The sequence below is a fragment of the Actinomyces slackii genome, assembly GCF_900637295.1.
Lineage (GTDB): Bacteria > Actinomycetota > Actinomycetes > Actinomycetales > Actinomycetaceae > Actinomyces > Actinomyces slackii.
In genome coordinates this window covers 2,477,152-2,498,747 of the sequence record NZ_LR134363.1, presented here as the reverse complement: position 1 = coordinate 2,498,747, position 21,596 = coordinate 2,477,152, and the positions used below count along the sequence as shown (strand labels likewise).

At 70.1% G+C, this 21,596-nt stretch carries 15 protein-coding genes, 1 other RNA gene and 1 pseudogene; 6 read left to right on the top strand and 11 right to left on the bottom strand.

From position 1 onward, the window contains the following. Positions 1 to 61: 61 nt before the first annotated feature. Complete coding sequence (locus EL266_RS10210) at positions 62 to 796, top strand: zinc ribbon domain-containing protein (RefSeq protein ID WP_026427538.1); 735 nt, start codon at positions 62 to 64, stop codon at positions 794 to 796. A gap of 35 nt (positions 797 to 831) precedes the next feature. Here the strand turns inward: EL266_RS10210 and EL266_RS10205 are convergent, their stop codons facing one another. Continuing rightward, complete coding sequence (locus EL266_RS10205; protein WP_026427537.1) at positions 832 to 1,644, bottom strand: YaaA family protein; 813 nt, start codon at positions 1,642 to 1,644, stop codon at positions 832 to 834. Positions 1,645 to 1,718: 74 nt separating this feature from the next. Here EL266_RS10205 and rnpB point away from each other — a divergent pair. Beyond that, an RNA gene (gene rnpB, locus EL266_RS10200) (RNase P RNA component class A) lies at positions 1,719 to 2,113 on the top strand. An 88-nt stretch (positions 2,114 to 2,201) separates the two neighbouring features. On the opposite strand, the gene EL266_RS10195 is transcribed toward rnpB, so the two are convergent. After that, complete coding sequence (locus tag EL266_RS10195; protein WP_026427536.1) at positions 2,202 to 3,314, bottom strand: hypothetical protein; 1,113 nt, start codon at positions 3,312 to 3,314, stop codon at positions 2,202 to 2,204. Between the two features lie 168 nt (positions 3,315 to 3,482). Next, the gene (gene map, locus EL266_RS10190; RefSeq protein WP_034515299.1) at positions 3,483 to 4,379 is read right to left on the bottom strand and encodes a type I methionyl aminopeptidase; all 897 of its coding nucleotides are present in this window, start codon (positions 4,377 to 4,379) and stop codon (positions 3,483 to 3,485) included. Positions 4,380 to 4,542: 163 nt separating this feature from the next. Here map and EL266_RS10185 point away from each other — a divergent pair, with 163 nt between their 5' ends. Beyond that, complete coding sequence (locus EL266_RS10185) at positions 4,543 to 5,184, top strand: LysE family translocator (protein WP_026427534.1); 642 nt, start codon at positions 4,543 to 4,545, stop codon at positions 5,182 to 5,184. Positions 5,185 to 5,206: 22 nt separating this feature from the next. On the opposite strand, the gene panB is transcribed toward EL266_RS10185, so the two are convergent. Then, positions 5,207 to 6,058 carry a 3-methyl-2-oxobutanoate hydroxymethyltransferase gene (panB, locus tag EL266_RS10180; RefSeq protein ID WP_026427533.1) on the bottom strand — a complete coding sequence of 284 codons (852 nt, stop codon included), beginning with the start codon at positions 6,056 to 6,058 and terminating at the stop codon, positions 5,207 to 5,209. A 183-nt stretch (positions 6,059 to 6,241) separates the two neighbouring features. Between panB and EL266_RS10175 the strand changes: the two genes are divergently transcribed. From EL266_RS10175 to EL266_RS10165, 3 genes are read left to right on the top strand one after another with little or no spacing between them, the layout of a single operon-like run. Next, on the top strand, positions 6,242 to 7,582 hold the full coding sequence (locus EL266_RS10175; protein ID WP_026427532.1) for a glutamine synthetase family protein: 1,341 nt from the start codon (positions 6,242 to 6,244) through the stop codon (positions 7,580 to 7,582). A 21-nt stretch (positions 7,583 to 7,603) separates the two neighbouring features. Then, positions 7,604 to 11,311, top strand: coding sequence for a bifunctional [glutamine synthetase] adenylyltransferase/[glutamine synthetase]-adenylyl-L-tyrosine phosphorylase (locus EL266_RS10170; protein ID WP_026427531.1), 3,708 nt, complete (start codon positions 7,604 to 7,606; stop codon positions 11,309 to 11,311). 46 nt (positions 11,312 to 11,357) lie between these two features. Next, a complete protein-coding gene (locus tag EL266_RS10165; protein ID WP_026427530.1) occupies positions 11,358 to 12,086 on the top strand; it encodes a histidine phosphatase family protein in 729 nt (242 codons plus the stop codon). Positions 12,087 to 12,091: 5 nt separating this feature from the next. On the opposite strand, the gene EL266_RS10160 is transcribed toward EL266_RS10165, so the two are convergent. From EL266_RS10160 to glnA, 7 genes and pseudogenes are all read right to left on the bottom strand, one after another. Beyond that, positions 12,092 to 16,093 (bottom strand): tetratricopeptide repeat protein, encoded by a 4,002-nt coding sequence (locus EL266_RS10160; RefSeq protein WP_232012013.1) that lies wholly within the window; start codon positions 16,091 to 16,093, stop codon positions 12,092 to 12,094. Positions 16,094 to 16,159: 66 nt separating this feature from the next. Beyond that, positions 16,160 to 16,624, bottom strand: a pseudogene (locus EL266_RS14055) (S1 family peptidase); the annotation flags it as partial. Positions 16,625 to 16,629: 5 nt separating this feature from the next. Further along, positions 16,630 to 17,007, bottom strand: a complete 378-nt coding sequence (locus tag EL266_RS10155) for a CU044_2847 family protein (protein ID WP_026427528.1) — start codon at positions 17,005 to 17,007, stop codon at positions 16,630 to 16,632. Positions 17,008 to 17,141: 134 nt separating this feature from the next. Continuing rightward, on the bottom strand, positions 17,142 to 17,963 hold the full coding sequence (locus EL266_RS10150) for an amino acid ABC transporter ATP-binding protein (protein WP_026427527.1): 822 nt from the start codon (positions 17,961 to 17,963) through the stop codon (positions 17,142 to 17,144). Then, entirely contained in the window at positions 17,960 to 18,955 is a 996-nt protein-coding gene (locus EL266_RS10145) for an amino acid ABC transporter permease (RefSeq protein ID WP_084500979.1), read from the bottom strand. Before EL266_RS10145 ends, EL266_RS10150 begins: the two co-directional genes overlap by 4 nt. Positions 18,956 to 18,958: 3 nt before the next feature. Continuing rightward, entirely contained in the window at positions 18,959 to 19,882 is a 924-nt protein-coding gene (locus tag EL266_RS10140; protein WP_026427525.1) for an ABC transporter substrate-binding protein, read from the bottom strand. Positions 19,883 to 20,026: 144 nt separating this feature from the next. Next, positions 20,027 to 21,451 carry a type I glutamate--ammonia ligase gene (glnA, locus tag EL266_RS10135; protein ID WP_026427524.1) on the bottom strand — a complete coding sequence of 475 codons (1,425 nt, stop codon included), beginning with the start codon at positions 21,449 to 21,451 and terminating at the stop codon, positions 20,027 to 20,029. Positions 21,452 to 21,596 lie beyond the last annotated feature (145 nt).

Here is a 21,596-nt window from a genome sequence, read left to right as displayed (position 1 = left end):
CGCAGCCGGCCGCACCGGCTCCACCTGCTCTCAACCCTCCCAGCAGCGAAGGACCCCCGCCGTGAACAGCGCCCCCATCGCCCAGCAGCGCCTGCTCATCGACCTGCAGTCCGTTGACTCCCGGCTCGCCCGGCTGCGCCACGAGCGCGCCAGCCTGCCCGTGCTGTCCCGCATCGAGGCCACTGTTGAGCGCTTGAAGGCCAATAAGCGGCAGGCCGTCCTGGCCGACGCCGCCCTGGTCGAGGCCCGGGCCGCGGCCACGCGCCGCGAGGATGAGGTGGCCCAGGTGGTGCGGCGCGCCCAGACCCTGCGCGAGCGGCTCCACTCCGGCAGTGCCGGGGCCCGGGACCTGGGCGCGATCCAAAGCGAGATCGATCATCTGGGCGTGCGCCAGGGCGTGCTGGAGGAGGCCCAGATCCAGGCCATGGAGGAGCTCGACGCCGCCCAGCAGGAGGTTGAGCGCCTGGCTGGCCAGGAGCAGGAGATCCGGGCCGCGGGTCGCGAGCTGACGGCCCAGCGCGACGCGGAGTTCTCCCGACTCGACGCCCAGATCTCCTCGGCGGAGGACCAGCGGGCAGACCTGGCCGGTTCCATCGATGCCGCCCTGCTGGAGATCTACGACCAGGTGCGCGCTCGGACGGGAGGGCTGGGCGCCGTCGCCCTTCACGGGCGGCGCATCGACGGCGGCTCACTGGAGATCAGCCCCCACGAGCTCGCCCGCATCGCCGCGGCGCCCCGCGATGCCATCGTTCAGGCAGAGGAGAACGACGTCATCGTCGTGCGCATGGAGATCTGAGACGGGCTGGTCCTTTGAGCGCTCAGGCTCGGCGCTCAGGCACCGGGGCGGGTCAGCACCGTCAGATCGCGCCGGCCCCGCCTGTCGGCCCGGCCCAGCTCCACGTCCTCAACCCCGTCGATCCCCGCGGCGATCCGGGCCACGTCCTCGGCCTGGCACTCAGGGTCGAGGGATCCGCCGGCCACGGCGCCCAGTAGCGCGCCGGTCAGCAGGCCGCGCGTGTGCTTGGCCTGGTGGGAGATGACGGCCCTGCCGCCCTGGTCATCGATCGCGACGGCCTTGACGCGCAGCAGAGTGATCCCCAGTGAGGCCAGGGGCTGCCATGCGGCGGCGTAGGCCGCCGAGCGGCAGTCGACCACCGTGCGCCCCGCGGCCAGGCTGTCGAGGACCGGGGCCAGAGGGGCCTTCCAGTAGGCCGACATCCGTCCCAGGCCCGGCAGAGCCCGGCCCATGGACAATCGGTGGTCGGGCAGCAGGTCGGTGGCCCTGACGGCGCCCCACAGCCCTGACAGGATGACCGCGTGCTTCGCCAGTGCGCCACCGGCCGCGTCCTGGCGGGCAAGGGCACTCAGCCGGGCCGCCTCATAGAGCACCCCGCTGAACAGATCGTGCGCGGGGGCGCAGGCCGAGCTCTCCAGGCTCAGATTGAGGGCGGCGTCGGCGGCGCTGCGGGGGCCCAGCCCGAGGAAGGAGGCGGCCTGAGGAGAGGCGCTGACCTCCTTGAGCGCCTCCATCGCCCGCTGGCGCGCCGGCGAGAGTCTGCTCGCGCCCAGCAGGCCGCTCATGTCCAGGCGGGGTCCCGATTCGGGCGCGGACTTTCCCTCAGAGGGAGGCAGGAGGATCAGCACGGGCCTATGCTAGGTGAGCTCCTGGGCGGCAATGCTGCTGGTCGGGCTACGTCGGGCTATGCTGTGCCCGCGGACGAGCCGACCGGGCGGCCGCGGTACCGGTATGCCAGGCCCCTTCGGGGCCGGGCGCCGGGCTGAGGAACGTCCGGGCTCCACAGAGCAGGGCGGTGGCTAACAGCCACCCGGGGTGACCCGCGGGACAGTGCCACAGAGAGAAGACCGCCGGCCCATGGCCGGTAAGGGTGAAAGGGTGGGGTAAGAGCCCACCAGCGCGGCGGGTGACCGTCGCGGCTCGGTAAACCCCGCCCGGAGCAAGACCGCACAGCCGGCGCCCGAGGGCTGCTCGCCCGAGCCGGCGGGTAGGTCGCTCGAGGCCATCGGCAACGGTGGCCCAAGATGAATGGTCGCCGCCGCCCAGGCCGGTAACGGCGGGCGGTAACAGAACCCGGCGTACAGGTCGGCTCGTGCGCGCAGGGGCGCCCCGCCAGTGATCACTGGCGGGGCGCCCCTGTCATGCTCGCCCGTGGCATCCGCGCTCAGCGCGCGGGGCCAGGCGCTCACTTGGCGGCGAAGTACCGCTCCGTCTGGCCGAAGGTCACGACCCAGGTGCCGGAGTTCGCGTTCTCCGAGGGGATGGCGAAGGTGTAGTAGCCCGAGGCAGAGCCGCCATCGCGAGGCATGGTCTGCTGGGAGAACTCGTCCTTCAGGTCGTAGAACCGCGTGGCCTCGACGGAGTTGCCGTCCTTGTCGTAGTCGACGCTCAGGTCGTACTCGCTGAACTGCCCTGAGCCGTGATAGGTCACCGTGACCTTGACGCGGACGTAGACCGAGCCCTCCGGCGGGGCCTCGTAGCTGTACTTCGAGGTGTTGGCCTGGACATCCGAGGTCGCATCCCACTGGACCTCATCGATCTGGACATCGATGGAGGAGTCGGGGTTGGAGGAGTACTTGCTGGCCTTGATGGTCACGACGTCACTGTCCGGGTCCAGCGGGTCGCTCGGACTCGATCCGCGCTCACCGGAGGTGTCCCCACTGTCCCCGCCGGAGTCACCGGACTTGGCGCTGGAGCTGCTGCTCGACTTCGTTGAGGTCCCGTCGGCGTTGTCGCTGCCGCCCGAGGACATGGCGCTGAAGGCGGCGACGGCGATGACCAGGACGACGACCAGGACGACGGCGATGATGGTCCAGAACCACCACTGCTTGGTCACCGGCTTGGCGGCCGCGGCCGCATAGCCCGCGCCGACGTCCACCGGCTGCCATCCGCCGCCTGCTCCCGGTGCGCTGGGCACGCCCGGCGCGCTGGGGACCCCGGGGGCGCCCGGCATGGGCTGGGAGGCCTGCCCCTGGTAGGGGGTGGGGGCCTGGGCGTAGTCGCCGGAGGCGTAGTCGCCCGTGGGAGCGGATGCGGAGGCACCCGTGGGGTCGGCCACCGGCGCCGTCGGGCCCGTGCCCACGGCCTGGGTGGGGGCCCAGGCGGCGTCGGCCTCTGAGGACTCGGCAGCCGATCCGGTGGTCTGGGGAGAGCCGGCGGAGGGGGCGGAGTCATCGACCCAGAGCTGCCATCCCTCGGGCGCGGGGCCCCAGGCTGGGTCGGGCTGCCAGCCCGCCGGGGGCTCGAAGCCCTCGGGCGGCGCTGGCCAGTTCGGCGGCGGGTTGAAGCGCAGTGCCATATGTACCTCCGGAGATGGAAAGAGCGGGGTGCGCTCGGCAAGAAGCGTTGCTGTCGAGTCAAAATGTACACGCCCGTGCCCGGGATGTGACCAGCGGTCTGACCCAAGAGATGGGGAGGAGGGCACCTGGAAGCCGCCTGAGTCCGTGTGGGCGCCCCTCAGGGCCCCTCAGGGCAGGGTCAGGATCTGCGCGCCGTCCTCGGTGACCACCAGGGTGTGCTCGAACTGGGCGGTGCGCGAGCGGTCCTTGGTCAGCACGGTCCAGCCGTCCTCCCACTGCTCCCACTCGATGCTACCAAGGGTGAGCATCGGCTCGATGGTGAAGACCATGCCGGTCTCGATGATCTCGGAGTGAAGGGGCGCGGCGTCGTAGTGGGGGATGATGAGGCCGGAGTGGAAGGCCTCGCCCACGCCGTGACCGGTGAAGTCCCGAACCACCCCGTAGTTGAACCGCTTGGCGTAGGCCTCGATGACCCGGCCGATGACATTGATCTCGCGGCCGGGCATGACCGCGCGGATGCCGCGCTCCATTGCGGTGCGCGTGCGCTCGATGAGCAGCGCCGACTCCTCATCGATCTCACCGACGGCGAAGGTGGCGTTGGTGTCGCCGTGGACGCCCCCGATGTACGCGGTGACGTCGAGGTTGATGATGTCGCCCTCGGCCAGGACGGTGGAGTCGGGGATGCCGTGGCAGATCACCTCGTTGACGGAGGTGCAGATGGACTTGGGGAAGCCCATGTACCCCAGGCAGGAGGGGTAGGCGCCGTGATCGCACAGGTACTCGTGGGCGATGCGGTCCAGCTCATCGGTGCTCACCCCCGGGGCGATGGCCTTGGCGGCCTCCTCAAGGGCCCGGGCGGCGATCCTGCCGGCCACGCGGATGCGCTGGATGGTCTCGGGGCTCTTGACCTCCGGGGCGGTGACCCGCTCGGGCCCGTCATGGAAGAGGTACTCCGGGCGGGCGATGGCGCTGGGGACCTGGCGCTCGGGGCCGATGGTCCCGGGAACCAGGGTGCCCCGGGGGGCGCGGTCGGCGAGGGACGAGGCGGAAACCGGTGACGTCATGACCCCCAGCATAGGAGTCGAGGACGGCGCGGCGCACTCATCCTAGGATGTGCCCCATGGTGAGGACGTCGCGCGCGCAGGCCACAGGCGCGGCGCGCCCGCAGCGAGGCAGGGTCGGCGCGCGATCGGGCGCGTGCTGGGATGCGATCGGCGGGAGCGCGTCATGACCCTGGCACAGGCCCTGGCGGGCTTCGCCGTCGTCGCCCTGCTGCTGACCCTGGCGCCGGGCCTGGATTTGGCCATCGTGCTGCGCCAGTCCCTGACCCGGGGTCGGGGCCATGCCGTGGCCACGATCCTGGGCATCCAGTGCGGACTGCTGGCCTGGGGCGCGGCCGCGGGGGCAGGGGCCACCGCGGTGCTGGCGGCCTCCCAGGGCGCCTACCGGGTCCTGTCCGCCGGTGGGGCCGTCTACCTGGCGTGGATGGGGGCGGTGATGCTGCGGCGCGCCTGGCGCCCCCAGCCGGCGCCCGCCCGCCGCGGGCCCGGGGCGCCCCAGCGCGGTGGGCTGTGGCGCGCCTGGCTGACCGGGGTCGCCACCGATCTGCTCAACCCCAAGGCGGGAGTGTTCTACCTGGCCACGATCCCCCAGTTCATGGCCGACGGCGTCAGCCCCCTGGTCATGGGGGTCCTGCTGGCAGGGGTCCATGTGGCGCTGTGCGGGGCGTGGTTCGGCCTCGTGGCCCTGGGCGCCTCCCGCCTGGGGGAGCGCCTGCGCTCCCCGCGCGTGATGCGGGCCGTGGACGGCCTGACCGGGGGAGTGCTGGTGGCCTTCGGGGTGCGGCTCGCCCTGGACGCCCGGGCATGAGGCCCCCGGTCCTCAGGGCGGCCTACTGCTCGAAGCCGTGCTCCGGTGCGGGGAAGGAGCCCTCGCGGACGGCCTGGCCGTAGTCCTGGACCGCCTGGTGCAGCGCCTGGCCCACCTGGCCGAACTGCTTGGCGAAGCGCGGCCGCCAGTCGGTCATGCCGGCCATATCCGCCCAGACCAGGACCTGCGCGTCGCAGTGGGGCCCGGCCCCGATGCCGATGGTCGTTCCGCTCAGGGCCTGGGTGACGCGCTGCGCCAGATCGGAGGGCACCATCTCCAGCACCAGGCCGATCGCCCCGGCCTCCTCCAGGGCCAGTGCGTCCTGGAGGAGCTTGTCACCGGCCTCCTGCCCGCGGCCCTGGACGCGGAAGCCCCCCAGGGAGTTGACGGACTGCGGGGTGAAGCCGAGGTGCCCGACCACCGGGATGCCCGCCTGGCTCAGGGCGCGCACGCTCTGGGCGCGCGGCGCCCCGCCCTCGAGCTTGACGGCGTTGGCCCCGGCTCGGAGGAGGGCCGCGGCGCTGTCCAGGGCCTGGGCGGGGCCGGCCTCATAGGTGCCGAAGGGCAGGTCGGCCACCACCATGGCGCGCGTGACGGCGCTGGCCACCGCGCGGGTGGCGACCTCGATCTCCTCCAGGCGCACCTGAAGGGTCGAGGAGTGCCCCAGCATGACGTTGCCAATGGAATCGCCCACCAGGAGCATGTCCATCCCGGCCTCATCGAAGATCCGGGCGGTCAGGGCGTCGTAGGCGGTGATCATCGTCAGCCGGGCTCCGCTGGCCTTGGCCTGCCGGAGGTGGTGGACGCGCACCGGCCTGCCGCCGCCGATCAGGTCTGGGGCGCCAGAGGGCGCGCCGGGGGAGACATCGCTCATGCCCGGGAGTCTATCCCCTGCCCATCGCCGCCCCGCGGTCGTGGCCCCGCTGCCCCGGTCGGTGGTCGTCAGGCGGCTCGTGCCCTGGCCCCACCTGAGGGGGAACAGCGGCTAGGCTCGTGGCACGGGGCTCGTCCGGGGCGAGCGGCCCGCCACACTGTGCCCAGCGACCGCGGAGGGATGATGGACAAGCAGCAGGAGTACGTTCTGCGGGCGATCGAGGAGCGGGACATCCGCTTCGTGCGCCTGTGGTTCACCGATGTGTCCGGCCAGCTCAAGTCCGTGGCCATCGCCCCGGCGGAGGTCGAGGGCGCCTTCGAGGAGGGCATCGGCTTCGACGGCTCGGCCATCGAGGGCCTGACCCGGGTCTTCGAGTCCGACATGCTCCTGGCCCCCGACCCCTCCACCTTCCAGATGCTTCCCTGGCGCGAGGGCGCCAACGGCGTGGCCCGCATGTTCTGCGATGTGCGCACCCCCGACGGCGAGCCCGCCCGCACCGACCCGCGGGCGGTTCTCGAGCGCCAGATCGCCCGGGTCGCCGAGGCCGGATTCACCTGCTACATCCACCCCGAGATCGAGTTCTACCTGGTCAAGCGCGATGAGCAGGGCCGTATCCGCCCCACCGACTACGCCGGGTACTTCGACCACGTCCCCGGGGGCACCGCCCACGACTTCCGCCGCCGGGCCATCCTCATGCTCGAGCAGATGGGCATCTCCGTGGAGTTCTCCCACCATGAGGGCGGCCCCGGCCAGAACGAGATCGACCTGCGGTTCGCCGACGCCCTGTCCATGGCCGACAACATCATGACCTTCCGGGCGGTGGTCGAGGAGGTCGCCCTCCAGGAGGGCAGCATGGCCACCTTCATGCCCAAGCCCTTCGCCGACCAGTTCGGGTCGGGCATGCACACCCACTTCTCCCTGTTCGAGGGGGACCGCAATGCTTTCTTCGACCCCTCGGGCCAGTACCAGCTCTCCGCCACCGGGCGGGCCTTCATCGCCGGGCTGCTCCACCACGCCTCGGAGATCACCGCGGTGACCAACCAGCACGTCAACTCCTACAAGCGCCTGTGGGGCGGGGGGCGCGGCGATGAGGCCCCCAGCTACGTGTGCTGGGGCCACAACAACCGCTCCGCCCTGGTGCGCGTGCCCATGCACAAGCCCGGCAAGGCCCAGTCGGTGCGGGTGGAGTACCGCGGCATCGACTCCTCGGCCAACCCCTACCTGGCCTACGCCGTCATCCTGGCCGCGGGCCTGAAGGGAATCGAGGAGGGCTACGAGCTGCCGCCGGAGGCCGAGGACGACGTGTGGGCGCTGTCCCCCCTGGAGCGCAAGGCCCTGGGCATCCACGCCCTTCCCACCTCCCTGAAGAGCGCCGTGGCCGCCATGCAGGGCTCGGACCTGGTGGCGGACACCTTCGGGGAGGACACCTTCGAGTACTTCCTGCGCAACAAGCGCCGCGAGTACCAGGCCTACGACGCTCAGGTCACCGCCTTCGAGCTCGACCAGTTCTTCCCCCGCTCCTAAGGCCCGGGACAGCCAGTGGCCGTGGAGCATCAGGACGATGAGCCGCCTCGGCCCGCGGGCCAGGCGCCCGCGGGCGCGCGCCGATCCTCGCCGCGCGCCCGCCTCTTCCGGGCCGGATTCGCCGACACCGACCGGGCCGCCTCCCTGCTGACCGACCCCGACCTGCGCGCCCTGCTGGGCCAGCGCCCCGGCCCCGGGGACCCCGTCCAGGCGCTCATCACCGACCTGTCCCAGTGCGCCGACCCCGACCTGGGCCTGCTGACCCTGGTGCGCCTGGCCCAGGCCTGCCGCCAGGAGACCCCCCACGGCCCCCGCCCCGCGGCGCTCCTGGCCAGCCTCATGGCCACCGCCACCGATCGGGCGGCTCAGGCAGCCCAGGACTCTCCGCATGCCGGCGCCGACCTCCAGGCCAACGACGGGGACGATCCCGGCGCCCGGGCCCAGCACTGGCGCAGGCTCCTGGCAGTCATCGGCTACTCCCAGGCCCTGGGCGACTTCCTGGTCTCCCACCCCTGGAGGATCACCGCCCTGAGCCCGGCCAATGCCTGGGAGGCCAGTGGCAGGGGCGAGGCGCACCGCATGCTCATCCAGGCCGCCCGCCAGGCCCTGGAGGCCCCCGAGGATCAGGAGCCGGCGGCCCCCACCGTCACCGAGGCCCGCAACGGCGCCGAGCCCCGGATCGCCCGCGCCACCGCGGCCCTGCGCTGCGCCTACCGGGACCGCCTGGCCGCCGTCGTCGCCGACGACCTGCTCAGCGGCGACCCCGTTGAGCACATGGCCACCGTGGGGGAGCGCATGACCCGCCTGGCCGACGCCGCCCTGGAGGCCGCCCTGCTCATCGCCCGGGCCGCCGTCGGCCCCCGGGCCCAGGAGGTCGAGCTGGCCATCATCGCCATGGGCAAAACCGGGGCCGGAGAGCTGAACTACATCTCGGATATCGACGTCGTCTACGTCGTCGCCCCCACCGACCCCCAGGCCGGGCTCACCGAGGAGCGGATCGTGGCCACCGGCACCCTCATCGCCACAGAGCTGGCCCGCATCACCTCCGCCACCGGGCCCGAGCCCGCCCTGTGGCCCCTGGACACGGCGCTGCGCCCCGAGGGCAAGGACGGCGCCCTGGTGCGCACCCTGGAGTCCCACCTGAGCTACTACCAGCGCTGGGCCGAGTCCTGGGAGTTCCAGGCCCTGCTCAAGGCGCGCCCTGCCGCCGGCAGCGCTGAGCTGGGCGCGGCCTACTCCCAGGCCATCACCCCGCTGGTGTGGCAGGCCTCCAGCCGCGAGAACTTCGTGGAGGACGCGCGCGCCATGCGCCAGCGCGTGGAGCGCGCCTCGGAGCGGGCCGGCACCGACCGGCGCATCAAGCTGGGGCCGGGAGGCCTGCGGGACGTCGAGTTCACCGTCCAGCTCCTCCAGCTCGTCCACGGCCGCGGCGACCCTGCCCTGCGCGCCCCCGCCACCCTGGAGGCCCTGAGGGCCCTGTCCGACGGCGGCTACGTCAGCCGGCAGGACGCCGCCGCCCTGGCCGACTGCTACAAGGCCCTGCGCGTCCTGGAGCACCGCGCCCAGCTCCACCGCCTGCGCCGCACCCACGAGCTGCCCTCCCGGCCCGAGGACCTGCGGCGCATCGGCCGCAGCCTGCACCGATCCCTGGCCGACGCCCCCTCCCTGTGGACCGTCTTCCGCGAGCTGCGCCGCCGCGTGCGTGCCCTGCACGAGGAGATCTACTACCGCCCCCTCCTGGGCGCCGCCGCCAGCCTGAGTGCCGACGAGATGGCCCTGAGCCCCCAGGCCGCGCGCGAGCGCCTCCAGGCCGTGGGCTACCTCGACGCCGAGGGCGCCCTGCGCCACATCCAGGCCCTGACCGAGGGGGTCTCCCGGCGCGCGGCCATCCAGCGACAGCTCCTGCCGGTCATCATCGGATGGATCGGGCAGGGGGCCGACCCCGACGCCGGGCTGCTGTCCTTCCGCAAGCTCTCCGAGACCATCGGGGGCTCCCACTGGTACCTGGCCATGCTGCGCGACTCCCCGGTGGCGGCCCAGCGACTGTGCCAGGTCCTGTCCGGCTCCCACTGGGCCACCGAGCGCCTCACCGAGTTCCCCGAGTCCATCGCCTGGCTCGATGACGACGCCGAGCTCGCCCCCCGCACGCCCGAGGCCCTGGCCGAGGAGATCGCCTCCGTCCTGCGCCGCCGTCCCCTGGACGCCACCGAGGCCACCGCCCTGGAGGCCCAGGCCCTGGAGGCCGTCCAGGCCGTGGTGCGGGTGCGCGCCCGCGAGGAGGTGCGCGCCCTGCTGGCCGACTGCCTCGACGGCATCGACCCGCGCCGCACCGCCGCCATCCTCACCAGCGCCACCGACGCCGTCCTGGCCGGGGCGCTGAGCGTGGCCACCGCCCTGGTGGCCGCCCAGCGCAGCGGCCAGGACCCGGACGGTCACCCCGCACAGGACCCGCAGGATCCGCAGGGCCCCCTGGCCAGGCACGCCATCATCGCCATGGGGCGCCTGGGCGGGGCGGAGACCAGCTACGCCTCGGATGCCGACGTGCTCTTCGTCCACGAGCCCGCCCCCGGGGTCGAGGAGGGTCGGGCCGCCGGCGAGGCCGAGGCCGTGGCCCGCACCACCGTCCGCCTGCTGGCCGCCGCCCGCCCCCACCCCCTGGAGGTCGACGCCGATCTGCGCCCGGAGGGACGGCAGGGCGCCATGAGCCGATCCCTCCAGGCCTACGCCGACTACTACGGGCGCTGGGCGCAGGTGTGGGAGCGCCAGGCCCTCCTGCGCGCCCGGGCATGCGCCGGGGACCCGGGGCTCGGCCGCCGATTCGAGGCGCTCATCAACCCCCTGCGCTGGGCCCCCCAGGGCCTGAGCCGTGATGAGCTCAGGGAGATCCGCCGCATCAAGGCGCGCGTGGAGACCGAGCGCCTGCCCCGCGGCATCGCCCCCGCCCGCCACCTCAAGCTCGGCCCCGGGGGGCTGAGCGACGTGGAGTGGAGTGCCCAGATCCTCCAGCTGCGCCACGCCGGCCAGCATGAGGGCCTGCGCACCACCTCCACCCTGGAGACCCTGCGCGCCGCCGTCAGCGCGGGGCTGCTCAGCGCCGAGGAGGGCGGAGCGCTCGCGGCCGCCTGGGTGATGGCCAGCCGCCTGCGCGCCGCCATTGTCCTGGGCACAGCGCGGACCTCCGCCCCCCGCAACCAGGTCCTGCCAGATGCCATCAGGGAGATCCGCCTGGTGGGTCGGCTCATCGGCCTGTCCGCCGGGCGGGAGCGCGAGTTGGAGGACCTCTACCGGCGCAGCGCCCGCCACGCCCGCAGCGCCGCCGAGCACCTCATCTTCGGCGCGGAGGCCGCGGACGCCGATGCCTCGGGGGAGGAGGACGAGGCTCTGGCAGTCCCCGCCCGGGAGCCGATCAGTCGCGCCGCCCTGCGCGATGAGGAGGCCGTGCCGCAGGCGCGCAGCAGGCGAAGCGCGGCAGGACGCCGGTCGGCTGTCCCGGGCCGGCCGGGGCCGGACAGTGACAGGGGGAGCCGGCCCGCCGCCGATGCGGGCGAGCGCCCTGATGAGGCGGGCAGCTCGGGGGAGGCGAGGGGCCAGCAGAGGCACAGTGCCGGTAGCCCCGGCGGCACTGGAGCCCCTGGCGGTCAGGCGCGCCGGCCGGCCCCGGGTGGCGCTAGGCGCGGGGGAGCGGCCCGGCCCCGCAGGCGCCGTGAGGGGCCTTACCCCTGGAGCTGAGCGGGTGAGGGGCCAGGTGGCGCGGGCGGCTGGCAGACTTGGGTCCGTGAAACTCCTCCTGGTCCGTCACGGCCGCACCATCGCCAATGTCATGAACGCCCTGGACACCGCCTTCCCCGGCAACCCCCTTGACGATGAGGGCCAGGCCCAGGCCCGGGCCCTGCCGGGGCGCCTGGAGGCCGCCGGGCACCTGGAGGGCATCTCCTCCCTGTGGGTCTCCCCGATCCTGCGCGCCCGCCAGACCATCGCCCCACTGGAGGCCGCCACGGGGATCACCGCCCGCATCGCCAGTGGGCTGCGCGAGGTCCTGGCCGGGGAGCTGGAGATGAACACGGATGCGCGCTCCATGCGCTGCTACATGGACACCACCCGCTCCTGGATGGTGGGGCGTACCGCGGCCCGCATCCCTGGCTCCCACGAGGACGGTCAGTCCACCTTCGAGCGCTTCAACGCCGTGGTCGAGGAGATCGCCGGAGACCAGGGCACTCAGACCAGCGCGCAGGAGAACCCCGTGCTCGGGCAGGGTGCCGCTGGGAGGGGCACCACTGGGAAGGATGCTGCTGCGGCGGGCGGTGGAACCGCCCTGCTGGTGGCCCATGGCACGATCCTGCGCCTGTGGACGGCCCTGGCCGCGGCGAAGGCCTCCGGCGTGGACCCGGCCTGGATCGCCAACTCGCCCCTGCCCAACACGGGCATCGCCGTGGTCGAGGGCGGTCCCGCCTCCGGCTGGCGCCTCCTGGACTGGAACGAGGGCGCCTGGCGGGCCGGCTCCTAACGGCATCACTCCTCGTTGAGGATGCCCGCGATCAGGCGCTCACGGCTCTCCTCATCAAGGAAGCGCAGGGCGTCATTGAGATACTCCCGTACAACATCGCGGTTGCCAGTCCGCGCCAGTTCGTGCAGCGCGCGGCAGGACTCTTTCGCCATCTCCTCATCCTGGGTGAGGAGCGCATAGCTCAGAGTGTGCGAGTGGAGGAGAAGAACATACTCGTCCTGCGGGTGGTCAACAATGAGGATGGCCAGATCTTGAAGAATCATCCTCATCAAAAGGAGATAATTGATCTCCTCTGAAATCATGAGCGCTTCCTTAAAGCACTCATGGGCGACAGAGTGTTCGCTCTGGCTATGGGCGAGGGTTCCTAGATTATGGAGGGTTGTTGCGGTGCTGTGCTTGTCGCCGAGTTCGCGGAAGATGGCGAGGGATTGGTGGTAGAGGTCTTGAGCCTTGGAGTACTCGCCCTGGTCGTGGGCGAGGTTCCCAAGATTCCCGAGGGCTCGTGTGGCGCCTTGCTTGTCGCCGAGTTCGCGGAAGGTGGTGAGGGATTGGTGGTAGAGGTCTTGAGCCTTGGAGTACTCGCCCTGGTCGTGGGCGAGGTTCCCAAGATTCCCGAGGGCTCGTGTGGCGCCTTGCTTGTCGCCGAGTTCGCGGAAGGTGGTGAGGGATTGGTGGTAGAGGTCCTCGGCAGTGGGATAGTCGCCCTGGAGTCGGGCGAGGATTCCCAGTTGGCGAAGGATTTGTGCGGTGCCTTGCTTGTCGCCGAGTTCGCGGAAGGTGGTGAGGGATTGGTGGTAGAGGTCCTCGGCAGTGGAGTACTCACCCTGGAGTTGGGCGATTTTCCCCAGGTTACCGAGGGCTCGTGTGGCGCCTTGCTTGTCGCCGAGTTCGCGGAAGGTGGTGAGGGATTGGTGGTAGAGGTCCTGGGCTTTGGAGTACTCGCCCTGGAGTTGGGTGAGGTTCCCCAGGTTGTTGAGGGTTTGTGCGGCGGCTTGCTTGTCGCCGAGTTCGCGGAAGGTGGTGAGGGATTGGTGGTAGAGGTCCTCGGCAGTGGAGTACTCACCCTGGAGTTGGGCGATTCTCCCCAGGTTACCGAAAGTTTGTGCGGCGCCTTGCTTGTCGTCGAGTTCGCGGAAGGTGGTGAGGGATTGGTGGTAGTGGTCCTGGGCGACTTGATAATAGCCCTGTTTCTGGAAGACATCCCCTAACCGCTGCGACCATTCAGCCGCCGCGACGCTGCCTGGGGCCGCAGCGTTCAACTGCTGGCGCGCCAGGGATGCCGCGTCATCCCACATTCCACTAGTGATCATCCGGGAGACTACCTTCTGGGATACAGAATCGGCTCCTTCGACGTCTCCCGCAGCCAGTCGATGATCCCGTACGAGCAAGAGATCATGGGCATCCGCTTCCTGCCCCTGCTGGGTCACGCGGAATCTCGTGAGCCAGTAGCGTGCGGCACGCTCATGACGAGATGCGGAGGAGGGCATCGACTCCTCGGCCTGCTCCCAGACCCTCTCCAGGGCCGTCGCAGTCCAACGATGCACGAACCACTGAGGGGGCGCGGCTGAATCCTTGGAGCTTTTTATCTCAGTGAGCAAAGAGGAGCGACACAGCTCATCTAACTGGGCGATGAGGGAATCGGACTCCGGTGTCTGTCTCCACTGGGTGAGCCACTGCGCATCCTCATCGGTGCCAGCGGACGCTGCCTGTGGTCGAGAGACGAAGGCGATGGCCTCCAAGGGGATGGGCTCGGTGAAGACCGAGACCGCCGCCAGGAGACGGTGGGCCTCCGCCGTCAGCGTCTCTAGCAGCTCGGGAAGAATGATGTCATCGGCGGCCACGGTCACGGCATCGGCCAGGGCGGAATCCAGGGTGCGCTCCTGTGCCAGCCACTGCGCCGGGGTGGTGTCCGATCCCGCCAGAACAGTGTCCAGGGCAGTGCGGAGCCTGTCGGTCACATGCCTCAGTCGTCCTGCTCCGTGAACAAGCAGGGCATCCACCGTCTCCAGGGTTCGCGGGTGCCCGCCCACCGACGACCAGAGGGTGTGCAGGTCCTCCCAGGGCAGCCAGGCCAACTGCGGCAGCGCCCAGACCATGTGGAGAGTCTCGGGCCAGGACAGCGGGGGAACCTGCCTGGTTTCCATACCCGTCAGCCCAGTCAGCTCGAAGGGATACCGGCAGGTGATGAGCATTCCGCCGCGCCCGGGATCACTGCCCCAGGCGGTGAGGAACTCGGCCAACTGCGAATCACGCAGCTCGCGGTGTGACGAGCCCTCGCCCGGCTCGAGCAGGTTGTCCTCCGCGTTATCGAGAACCAGGATCACCGGGTATTCATCCAGTACCTGCTCGCTCAGCACTTCGAGCCGGTCCTGCCAGCGTAGATCTCCGCTCCGCAAGTGATTGAGAAGTTGGTTGAAGCCAGTGTCCTCCTGCCCGGGGAAGGCCTTGCACAGAGCCGATGCGGTGGCCTGAAGCACCTGATCGGCCGTCACCATTCCCTTCAAGGGCACGATGATGGTCGAGGGGTCGATCTCCGTGAGGCGCCGGATGACCTCTGTTGCCAGGGTGGTCTTTCCCACTCCGCCGATCCCCTGGAGGACCACGCCCGAGCACTGCGGGGATAGGAGCAGTCTGGGCACCTCATGCTGCTCGCGCCGCCGTCCCACAAAATCCCCAGGCTCCAGGGTGAGAAGCTCTCCGATGCGCCGAGAGCGCGACGGTGACCCCCAGGAAGGAAGACTTGGCCCGCTGCTGCGCGTGATGGGCAGAGGATTCTCCCAACGCGCCGTTGTGGCGGTGACAACGCTCCAGTCCCCGCGAACCTGATCATCCTGGTTGCGCGGGTCCTTACTGCGGTCGAGCTCCTTGACGGTGCTGCGGCGAGCGTGGGCCAGAGCGGTGATCGTCTCAGGTCTGCTCGCACTGGCCAGCTCCCGGTAGAGACTGGCGAAGACAAGCGTCGCGTAGCGGTCCGAGATCGCGCTCGTCGTGCCCACCACCGCGGGAGCCCCGGCATCGGCCAAGCCATCAGCGAAGGAGCCGATCTCCGCCTGACCGCTCAGGCTCGTCTCGCAGGCGGCCAGGCAGATGACCGGCGGCATCATGCCGGCAGGGATGGCCTCCCTGACGAACTCAGCGGCGGTCACCTTCCGGGCACGGGAGTCCTCATCCTCCAGCAGCAGATGGCCCGCCGAGCCGTGCGCCGAGATGTGAAGAACATGGACATCGCCCTCATCCAGCGCCCTGCGGATGGCCTCAGTGGTGGCGAAGTGGATGATCCGCACCCGAGCGCCGGCACCGCGTGCCGAATGCACTGCCTCGAGGATGTTGCGCAGCTCGGACTGGTAGTCCAGCGGTGCGCCACCGCCCTCAATCGGCGAGGCGATGGCAACAACAATGGTCAGAGGCCCCTCCACCGCATGAGGCTCGGCGCCTGAGCCCGCGCGGCGGAAGAGCGCGACCAGATAGTGCAGCGCCACGGGCTCCGACTCCCCGGCAAGCCATAAGGACTCCCAGGGCAGGGCGCGCAACTCCTGGCCTGCGGCGCTGAGATCCAGGGCGAGGAGCACCGGTTGGTGCCCAGCCTCGGCTTGCCTGAGAATGCCGCGCAGCGCCTCGCTCATCTCCCCGGAGACGAAGAGCTCGGACAAGCGCCGCCCGACGCGCTCCACGCCTTCGCTCACCGCCTGACTGGACTCTCGGGCCGCGAGCGAATGTCCGTAACGCGTGGAATGCCGGTTGCGCGCGAGCTCCTCCAGAGCCCAACGGATATCCGCATCAGGCCCATCGTGGTCAGCCGTCAGGTCGATCCCCAGCTCCGCGCAGGTCAGATGCACCCGGTGATCGTCAATGCGCAGACTCACCCGCGCTGGGGCGGCACAGGGCCCCGTGGCATCCGGTAGGAGGCTGCCGCTGGGATCAATGAAACGCCGAAGCTCCTCCACCGGGGCCAGCCACACGGTATCCCTGCCCCAGGAGTCGGGGGCGTTGTAGCGGGAGAGCACCATGCCCACGACCGCGGGAGCGGTCACCCCGGAGGAGTCGCAAGAGGTGCCGCTGAGAAGGACCGGTGCGCCGGACATCCCGGGATGCAGACTCTTGCAGTCGATGCGGGCCAGAGGCACCCCCTGCTCCAGACTCGTGCCGTCCCAGTGCCCAGTGGTCGAGTAGTACTCGAAGGAGCGGTCTCGACCGCGATCCTCCATGATCGCCATGCCATGCACCTCCACCTCGGCGTGCATGGCAGCGTCGCCCAGTGGCGGCGGTGCGGCCGGCCAACGGTCGGCATCGACCTCCAGGGAGGCGATATCAAGAACCGGGTCGAGCCTGGTCAGACGCGCGGCAATCGCCGTGCCCCGCATCGGCTCGACGGTCACCTCGGGCGCCTCGTGCTCAGCACCTGGGGCGATGACCTCTCCGGTGGCATCCCTGATGACATGCGCCGCCGTGACCACCAGGCCGGGGGCCGCCAGCCAGCACGTCCCCACCGCGGTGCCCGCAGAGCCGAGCACCCTGCCAAGGAATTCCGGCGCCGCCATGCGCATCACGCCTGCTCGCCGCGCCTCGCGGTCCTCGCCGAGGACGCCGAGGACTCGGGGCGGAAGGTCATGGACACCGCGATGGAGACCTCGGCAGTGGAGGAAGCCACGACGACCGTCCCCGCCGTCGTGATCTTCAGACCGATCGTCGCCGTCACCTCGGCCGGAGCGGGGCCAGCGGCACCGAGATCGTCCAGGGTCTGGGACAGGTCACTGGCCACGGCCCCGATGACCGAGCGCACCGCCTCAAAGGCATCCTCCGCCCGATCACGGGCCCTGCTGGCCGCAGAGGTCTGCTCCGTACCGCTGCGGCGCGCGGGAACCGCCTCGATCTCAACGTCCTGCCTGCCGATTCTCGTTGTGATCGTGGTGGGGAATGCCACGGAGACCTCCTAGGGATGGCTTCCCGCGCATCCTACCCACCATCGCCATAGTCATGTGCCGTGTGACATGGTTTATCTCGGATCGCCTGGAGGCGGTCGCTGAAACAGGACTCCGCCCGCCCTGCGCCCGGTGCCTAGAGCACCGAGGACAGGAAGGTCTTGGTGCGCTCGGCCTGGGGGTTGTCGAGGACCTCGGTGGGCAGGCCGGACTCGCAGATGACGCCGCCGTCCATGAAGATGAGTTGGTCGCCCACCTCCCGGGCGAAGCCCATCTCATGGGTGACCACCACCATGGTCATGCCCGAGGCCGCCAGGTCCTTCATCACCTGGAGGACCTCGCCCACCAGCTCGGGATCCAGGGCGGAGGTCGGCTCATCGAAGAGCATGAGCTCGGGGTCCATGGCCAGGGCCCGGGCAATGGCCACGCGCTGCTGCTGGCCGCCGGAGAGCTGAGAGGGGTAGTGGTCCAGGCGATCGCCCAGGCCCACCCGCTCCAGCAGCTCGATGCCGCGCTTGCGGGCCTGCGCCTTGGGGATCTTGCGCACATGGATCGGTGCCTCCATGACATTGGCCAGCGCCGTCATATGCGGGAAGAGGTTGAAGCGCTGGAAGACCATGCCGATCTTGGCCCTCTGGGCGGCGGCGGCGCGGTCGGAGAGCGCATGCAGCACGGTGCGCCCGTCCTTGACCACCTCGCGCATGCCGATCAGCTCGCCGTCGACCCGCACCCGCCCGGCATCAATGGTCTCCAGCTCATTGATGCAGCGCAGCAGGGTCGACTTGCCCGATCCGGAGGGGCCCACGAGCACCGTCACCGATCCGGGCGCCACCGTCATGTCCACGCCGCGCAGCACATGCAGCTCGCCGAAGAACTTGTGCAGGCCCGTGATCTCGACCTTCGGCGTGCCCGGCGCGGCAGGGGAGGAGGTGGCGGGGGAGTCGTTGCGTGCGCTCATGGGGTGACCTCCCGGAAGGGATCGTCCTTGGTGGTGTGGGCATCGAGGATCGCCTGCTGGCGCGCGGACAGGGAGCGCTTGGCGCCCTTGCCCGGGGAGTCGGAGTCGAATCCCTTGCCGTAGTAGCGCTCGATGTAGTGCTGGCAGACCATGAGGATCGAGGTGATGATGATGTACCAGATCGCCGCCACCAGGAGCAGGGGGATCGTCTGGTAGGTCCACGAGGCGTAGGAGTTCGTCACGAAGGTCAGGTCCAGGGTGAAGGGGACCGCCAGCACCAGGGAGGTGGTCTTGAGCATGGAGATCGTCTCATTGCCGGTGGGCGGCACGATGACGCGCATGGCCTGGGGGATGATGATGCGCCGCAGGATCTGGCCCTTGGACATCCCCAGGGCCCGGGCCGCCTCCGACTGGCCCCGGTCCACCGAGTTCAGGCCCGAGCGCACGATCTCCGAGAGGTAGGCGCCCTCATTGATCCCCAGGCCCAGCACGGCGGCCACGAAGGGCGTGAAGACGGTGGTGGTCTTGAAGGTCAGCAGCTCGGGGCCGAAGGGCACCCCCAGGCTCAGATTCTGGTAGAGGGCGGACAGCGCCCCCCAGAACACGAGTTGGGTGTAGATCGGGGTGCCGCGGAAGAACCACAGGTAGGCCAGGGAGACCACCCGCAGCACCGGGTTGGAGGACTGGCGCATGATGGCCGTGGTCACCGCCAGGATGATGCCGATGAACATCGCCATGAAGGTCAGCAGCAGCGTCCAGCCCACCGCGGAGACCACGCGGACCTCGCGGAAGAAGAACCAGACCGTGTCCCAGTGGAACTTCTCATTGGTCACCAGCGCGTTGATGAACATGGCGCCCAGCACGGTCACCACGACGGCGCTGATCCACGTCCCCGGGCGGGGGACGGGCTTGGGGCGGTTGAGCTGGACGGGCTGGGCGGCCTGGGGGCCGTCCTGCTCGGCCCGCACGGATACGGGGGTGCTTCCTGCCATGGCTCAGTCCTTCACTCTCGGGTTGAGCTCGGCCTTGGTCAGGGCCGCATCCTCCACGCCCCAGGTGGTGAGGATCTCCTCCCAGATCCCCTCATCCATGAGGTACTGGAGGGCGGCCTGGATCGCCGTGGTCAGCTCGGTGTCCTGCTTGGAGGTGATCACCCCCTGGGGCAGGGCGTCCTCAACCTCCCCGATGGTCTCCACCGCGCCGTCGGTCCGCTCCGCGGCGTAGCCGGCCACCGTGGAGTCCGAGTAGGTCGCGTCGATGGTGCCGCCGGCCAGGGCGGAGGTGGCGGCGTCCTGATCGTCGTAGGGGCGCACGTCGATGGGGGGCTGGTCGGCCTGGGCGCACTCCTTGGAGGAGGCGTTCATCGTCTCCTCCTGGGCGGTCCCCACCTGGACGCCGACGGTGCGGCCGCACAGGTTCATGTGGCTGGAGGCGTCGACGCCCTGCGGATTGCCCTGGGCGACGTTGAAGCGCGAGCCCACGTTGATGTAGGAGGTCATGTTGACCTCGGCGGTGCGCTGGGAGGTGATGGTGAAGGAGGAGATCCCGGCGTCGTACTTCGATCCGATGGCGGCGATGATGGAGTCGAACTCGGCGGTGTGCGTGGTGGCCTTGATCCCCAGGACCGCGGCGATGGCCTGGGTCAGGTCGACGTCGTAGCCGATGGGCTTGCCGGAGGTGTCCAGGAACTCCGCCGGGGCGTAGTTCGTCGCCGCGCCCACGTCCAGCACGCCGTCCTCCAGGGCGTCGGCCGGCAGCAGCGCGGCGATCTCGGGCTGCACCTCGATGCCGGAGACGTCGTAGCCCGTGGGCTCCGGATTCGTCCGCGCCCGCCAATCAGCGGCATTGGTGCAGGCGGACAGGGCCAGGCAGCAGGTCATCGCTGCCAGCCCCAGAGCCGCCGTGTGGTGGATCCTCATGCTGGGCTCCTTCGATGCGATCGGCGATGCGCGAACGATATCCACTGACGAGCATAGGTATGCAAGTCCTGGAGGGTGGCGTGGGGCACGTCGGCCCCATGCGCGGCGGTCCCGGCCCTCATGAAAGGGCCGGGACCGCAGTGCTCACAGGTCGTAGTAGAGCTCGAACTCGTAGGGGTGAGGCCGCTGGCGCAGCGGATCGATCTCATGCTCGCGCTTGTAGTCGATCCAGGTCTCGATGAGATCGGGGGTGAAGACATCGCCCTCGGTGAGGTAGTCGTGGTCCGCCTCCAGGGCCTCCAGGGCCTGATCCAGGCTGTAGGGGAGCTTGTCGATGTCGTGGTACTCCTCGGGGGCCAGCTCGTAGAGGTCCTTGTCCACCGGATCGCGCGGCTCGATCCGGTTGCGGATGCCGTCGATCCCCGCCATGAGCACCGCGGAGAAGCACAGATAGGGGTTGGAGGAGGGATCCGGGACGCGGTACTCCACCCGCTTGGCCTTGGCCGAGGAGCCGGTGACCGGGATGCGGATGCAGGCCGAGCGGTTGCGCGCCGAGTACACCAGGTTGACCGGCGCCTCGAAGCCGGGGACCAGCCGGTGGTAGGAGTTGACCGACGGGTTGGTGAAGGCCAGCAGCGAGGGGGCGTGAGCCAGGATCCCGCCGATGTACCAGCGGGCCACATCCGAGAGCTGGCCGTAGCCGCGCTCATCGAAGAACAGGGGCTTGCCGTCCTTCCACAGCGAGTGGTGGGTGTGCATTCCCGAGCCGTTGTCCCCGAAGATCGGCTTGGGCATGAAGGTCGCGGTCTTGCCGTGGCGCCAGGCCTCGTTCTTGATGATGTACTTGAACTTCATCATGTCGTCCCCGGCGGCCAGCAGGGAGTCGAACCGGTAGTTGATCTCCTGCTGCCCGGCCGTGCCGACCTCATGGTGGGCGCGCTCGATGTCCAGGCCCGACTCGATGCAGGTGCGCACCATGGCATCGCGCAGATCCGCCATCTGGTCATTGGGGGAGACGGGGAAGTAGCCGCCCTTGAAGGCGGTCTTGTAGCCCTTGTTGCCGCCCTCCTCGGAGCGGCCCGTGTTCCAGGCGGCCTCGGCCGAGTCGATGGCGTAGCGCGTGACCTGGGGAGTGGACTCGTACTCCACGGAGTCCAGGAGGTAGAACTCGGCCTCAGCCCCGATGTAGCAGGTGTCGGCGATCCCGGTGGAGCGCAGGTAGTCCTCCGCCTTGGCGGCGATGGAGCGCGGGTCGCGCGAGTAGGTCTCATCGGTGAAGGGGTCCACGATGGAGAAATTGATGACCAGGGTCTTCTCGGCGCGGAAGGGGTCCAGGAAGGCTGTGGTGACATCCGGGATGAGCTTCATATCGGACTCGTGGATGGCCTGGAATCCTCTGATCGAGGAGCCGTCGAACATGAGTCCGGAGGTCAGGGCCTCATTCTTGAAGGCGGAGACGGGAATCGTGAAGTGCTGCATGACGCCGGGCAGATCGCAGAAGCGGACGTCGACGAGAGCGACCTCCTCCTGCTCGATGAATGCCAGGGCCTGGGATGCGTCGGTAAACATGCTCTCTCCGGGATGTGACTCCGCACGATCCGTGCGGCTGACGAAAGAACGCTAGGGCCGCGCCGTGACGCGGGCGTGCCAGTCGTGTTGCTCCGGTGTTTCGCGCCGGGCGCCGCTTCAGGATGCGGCCATGGGGTGCCGGCGC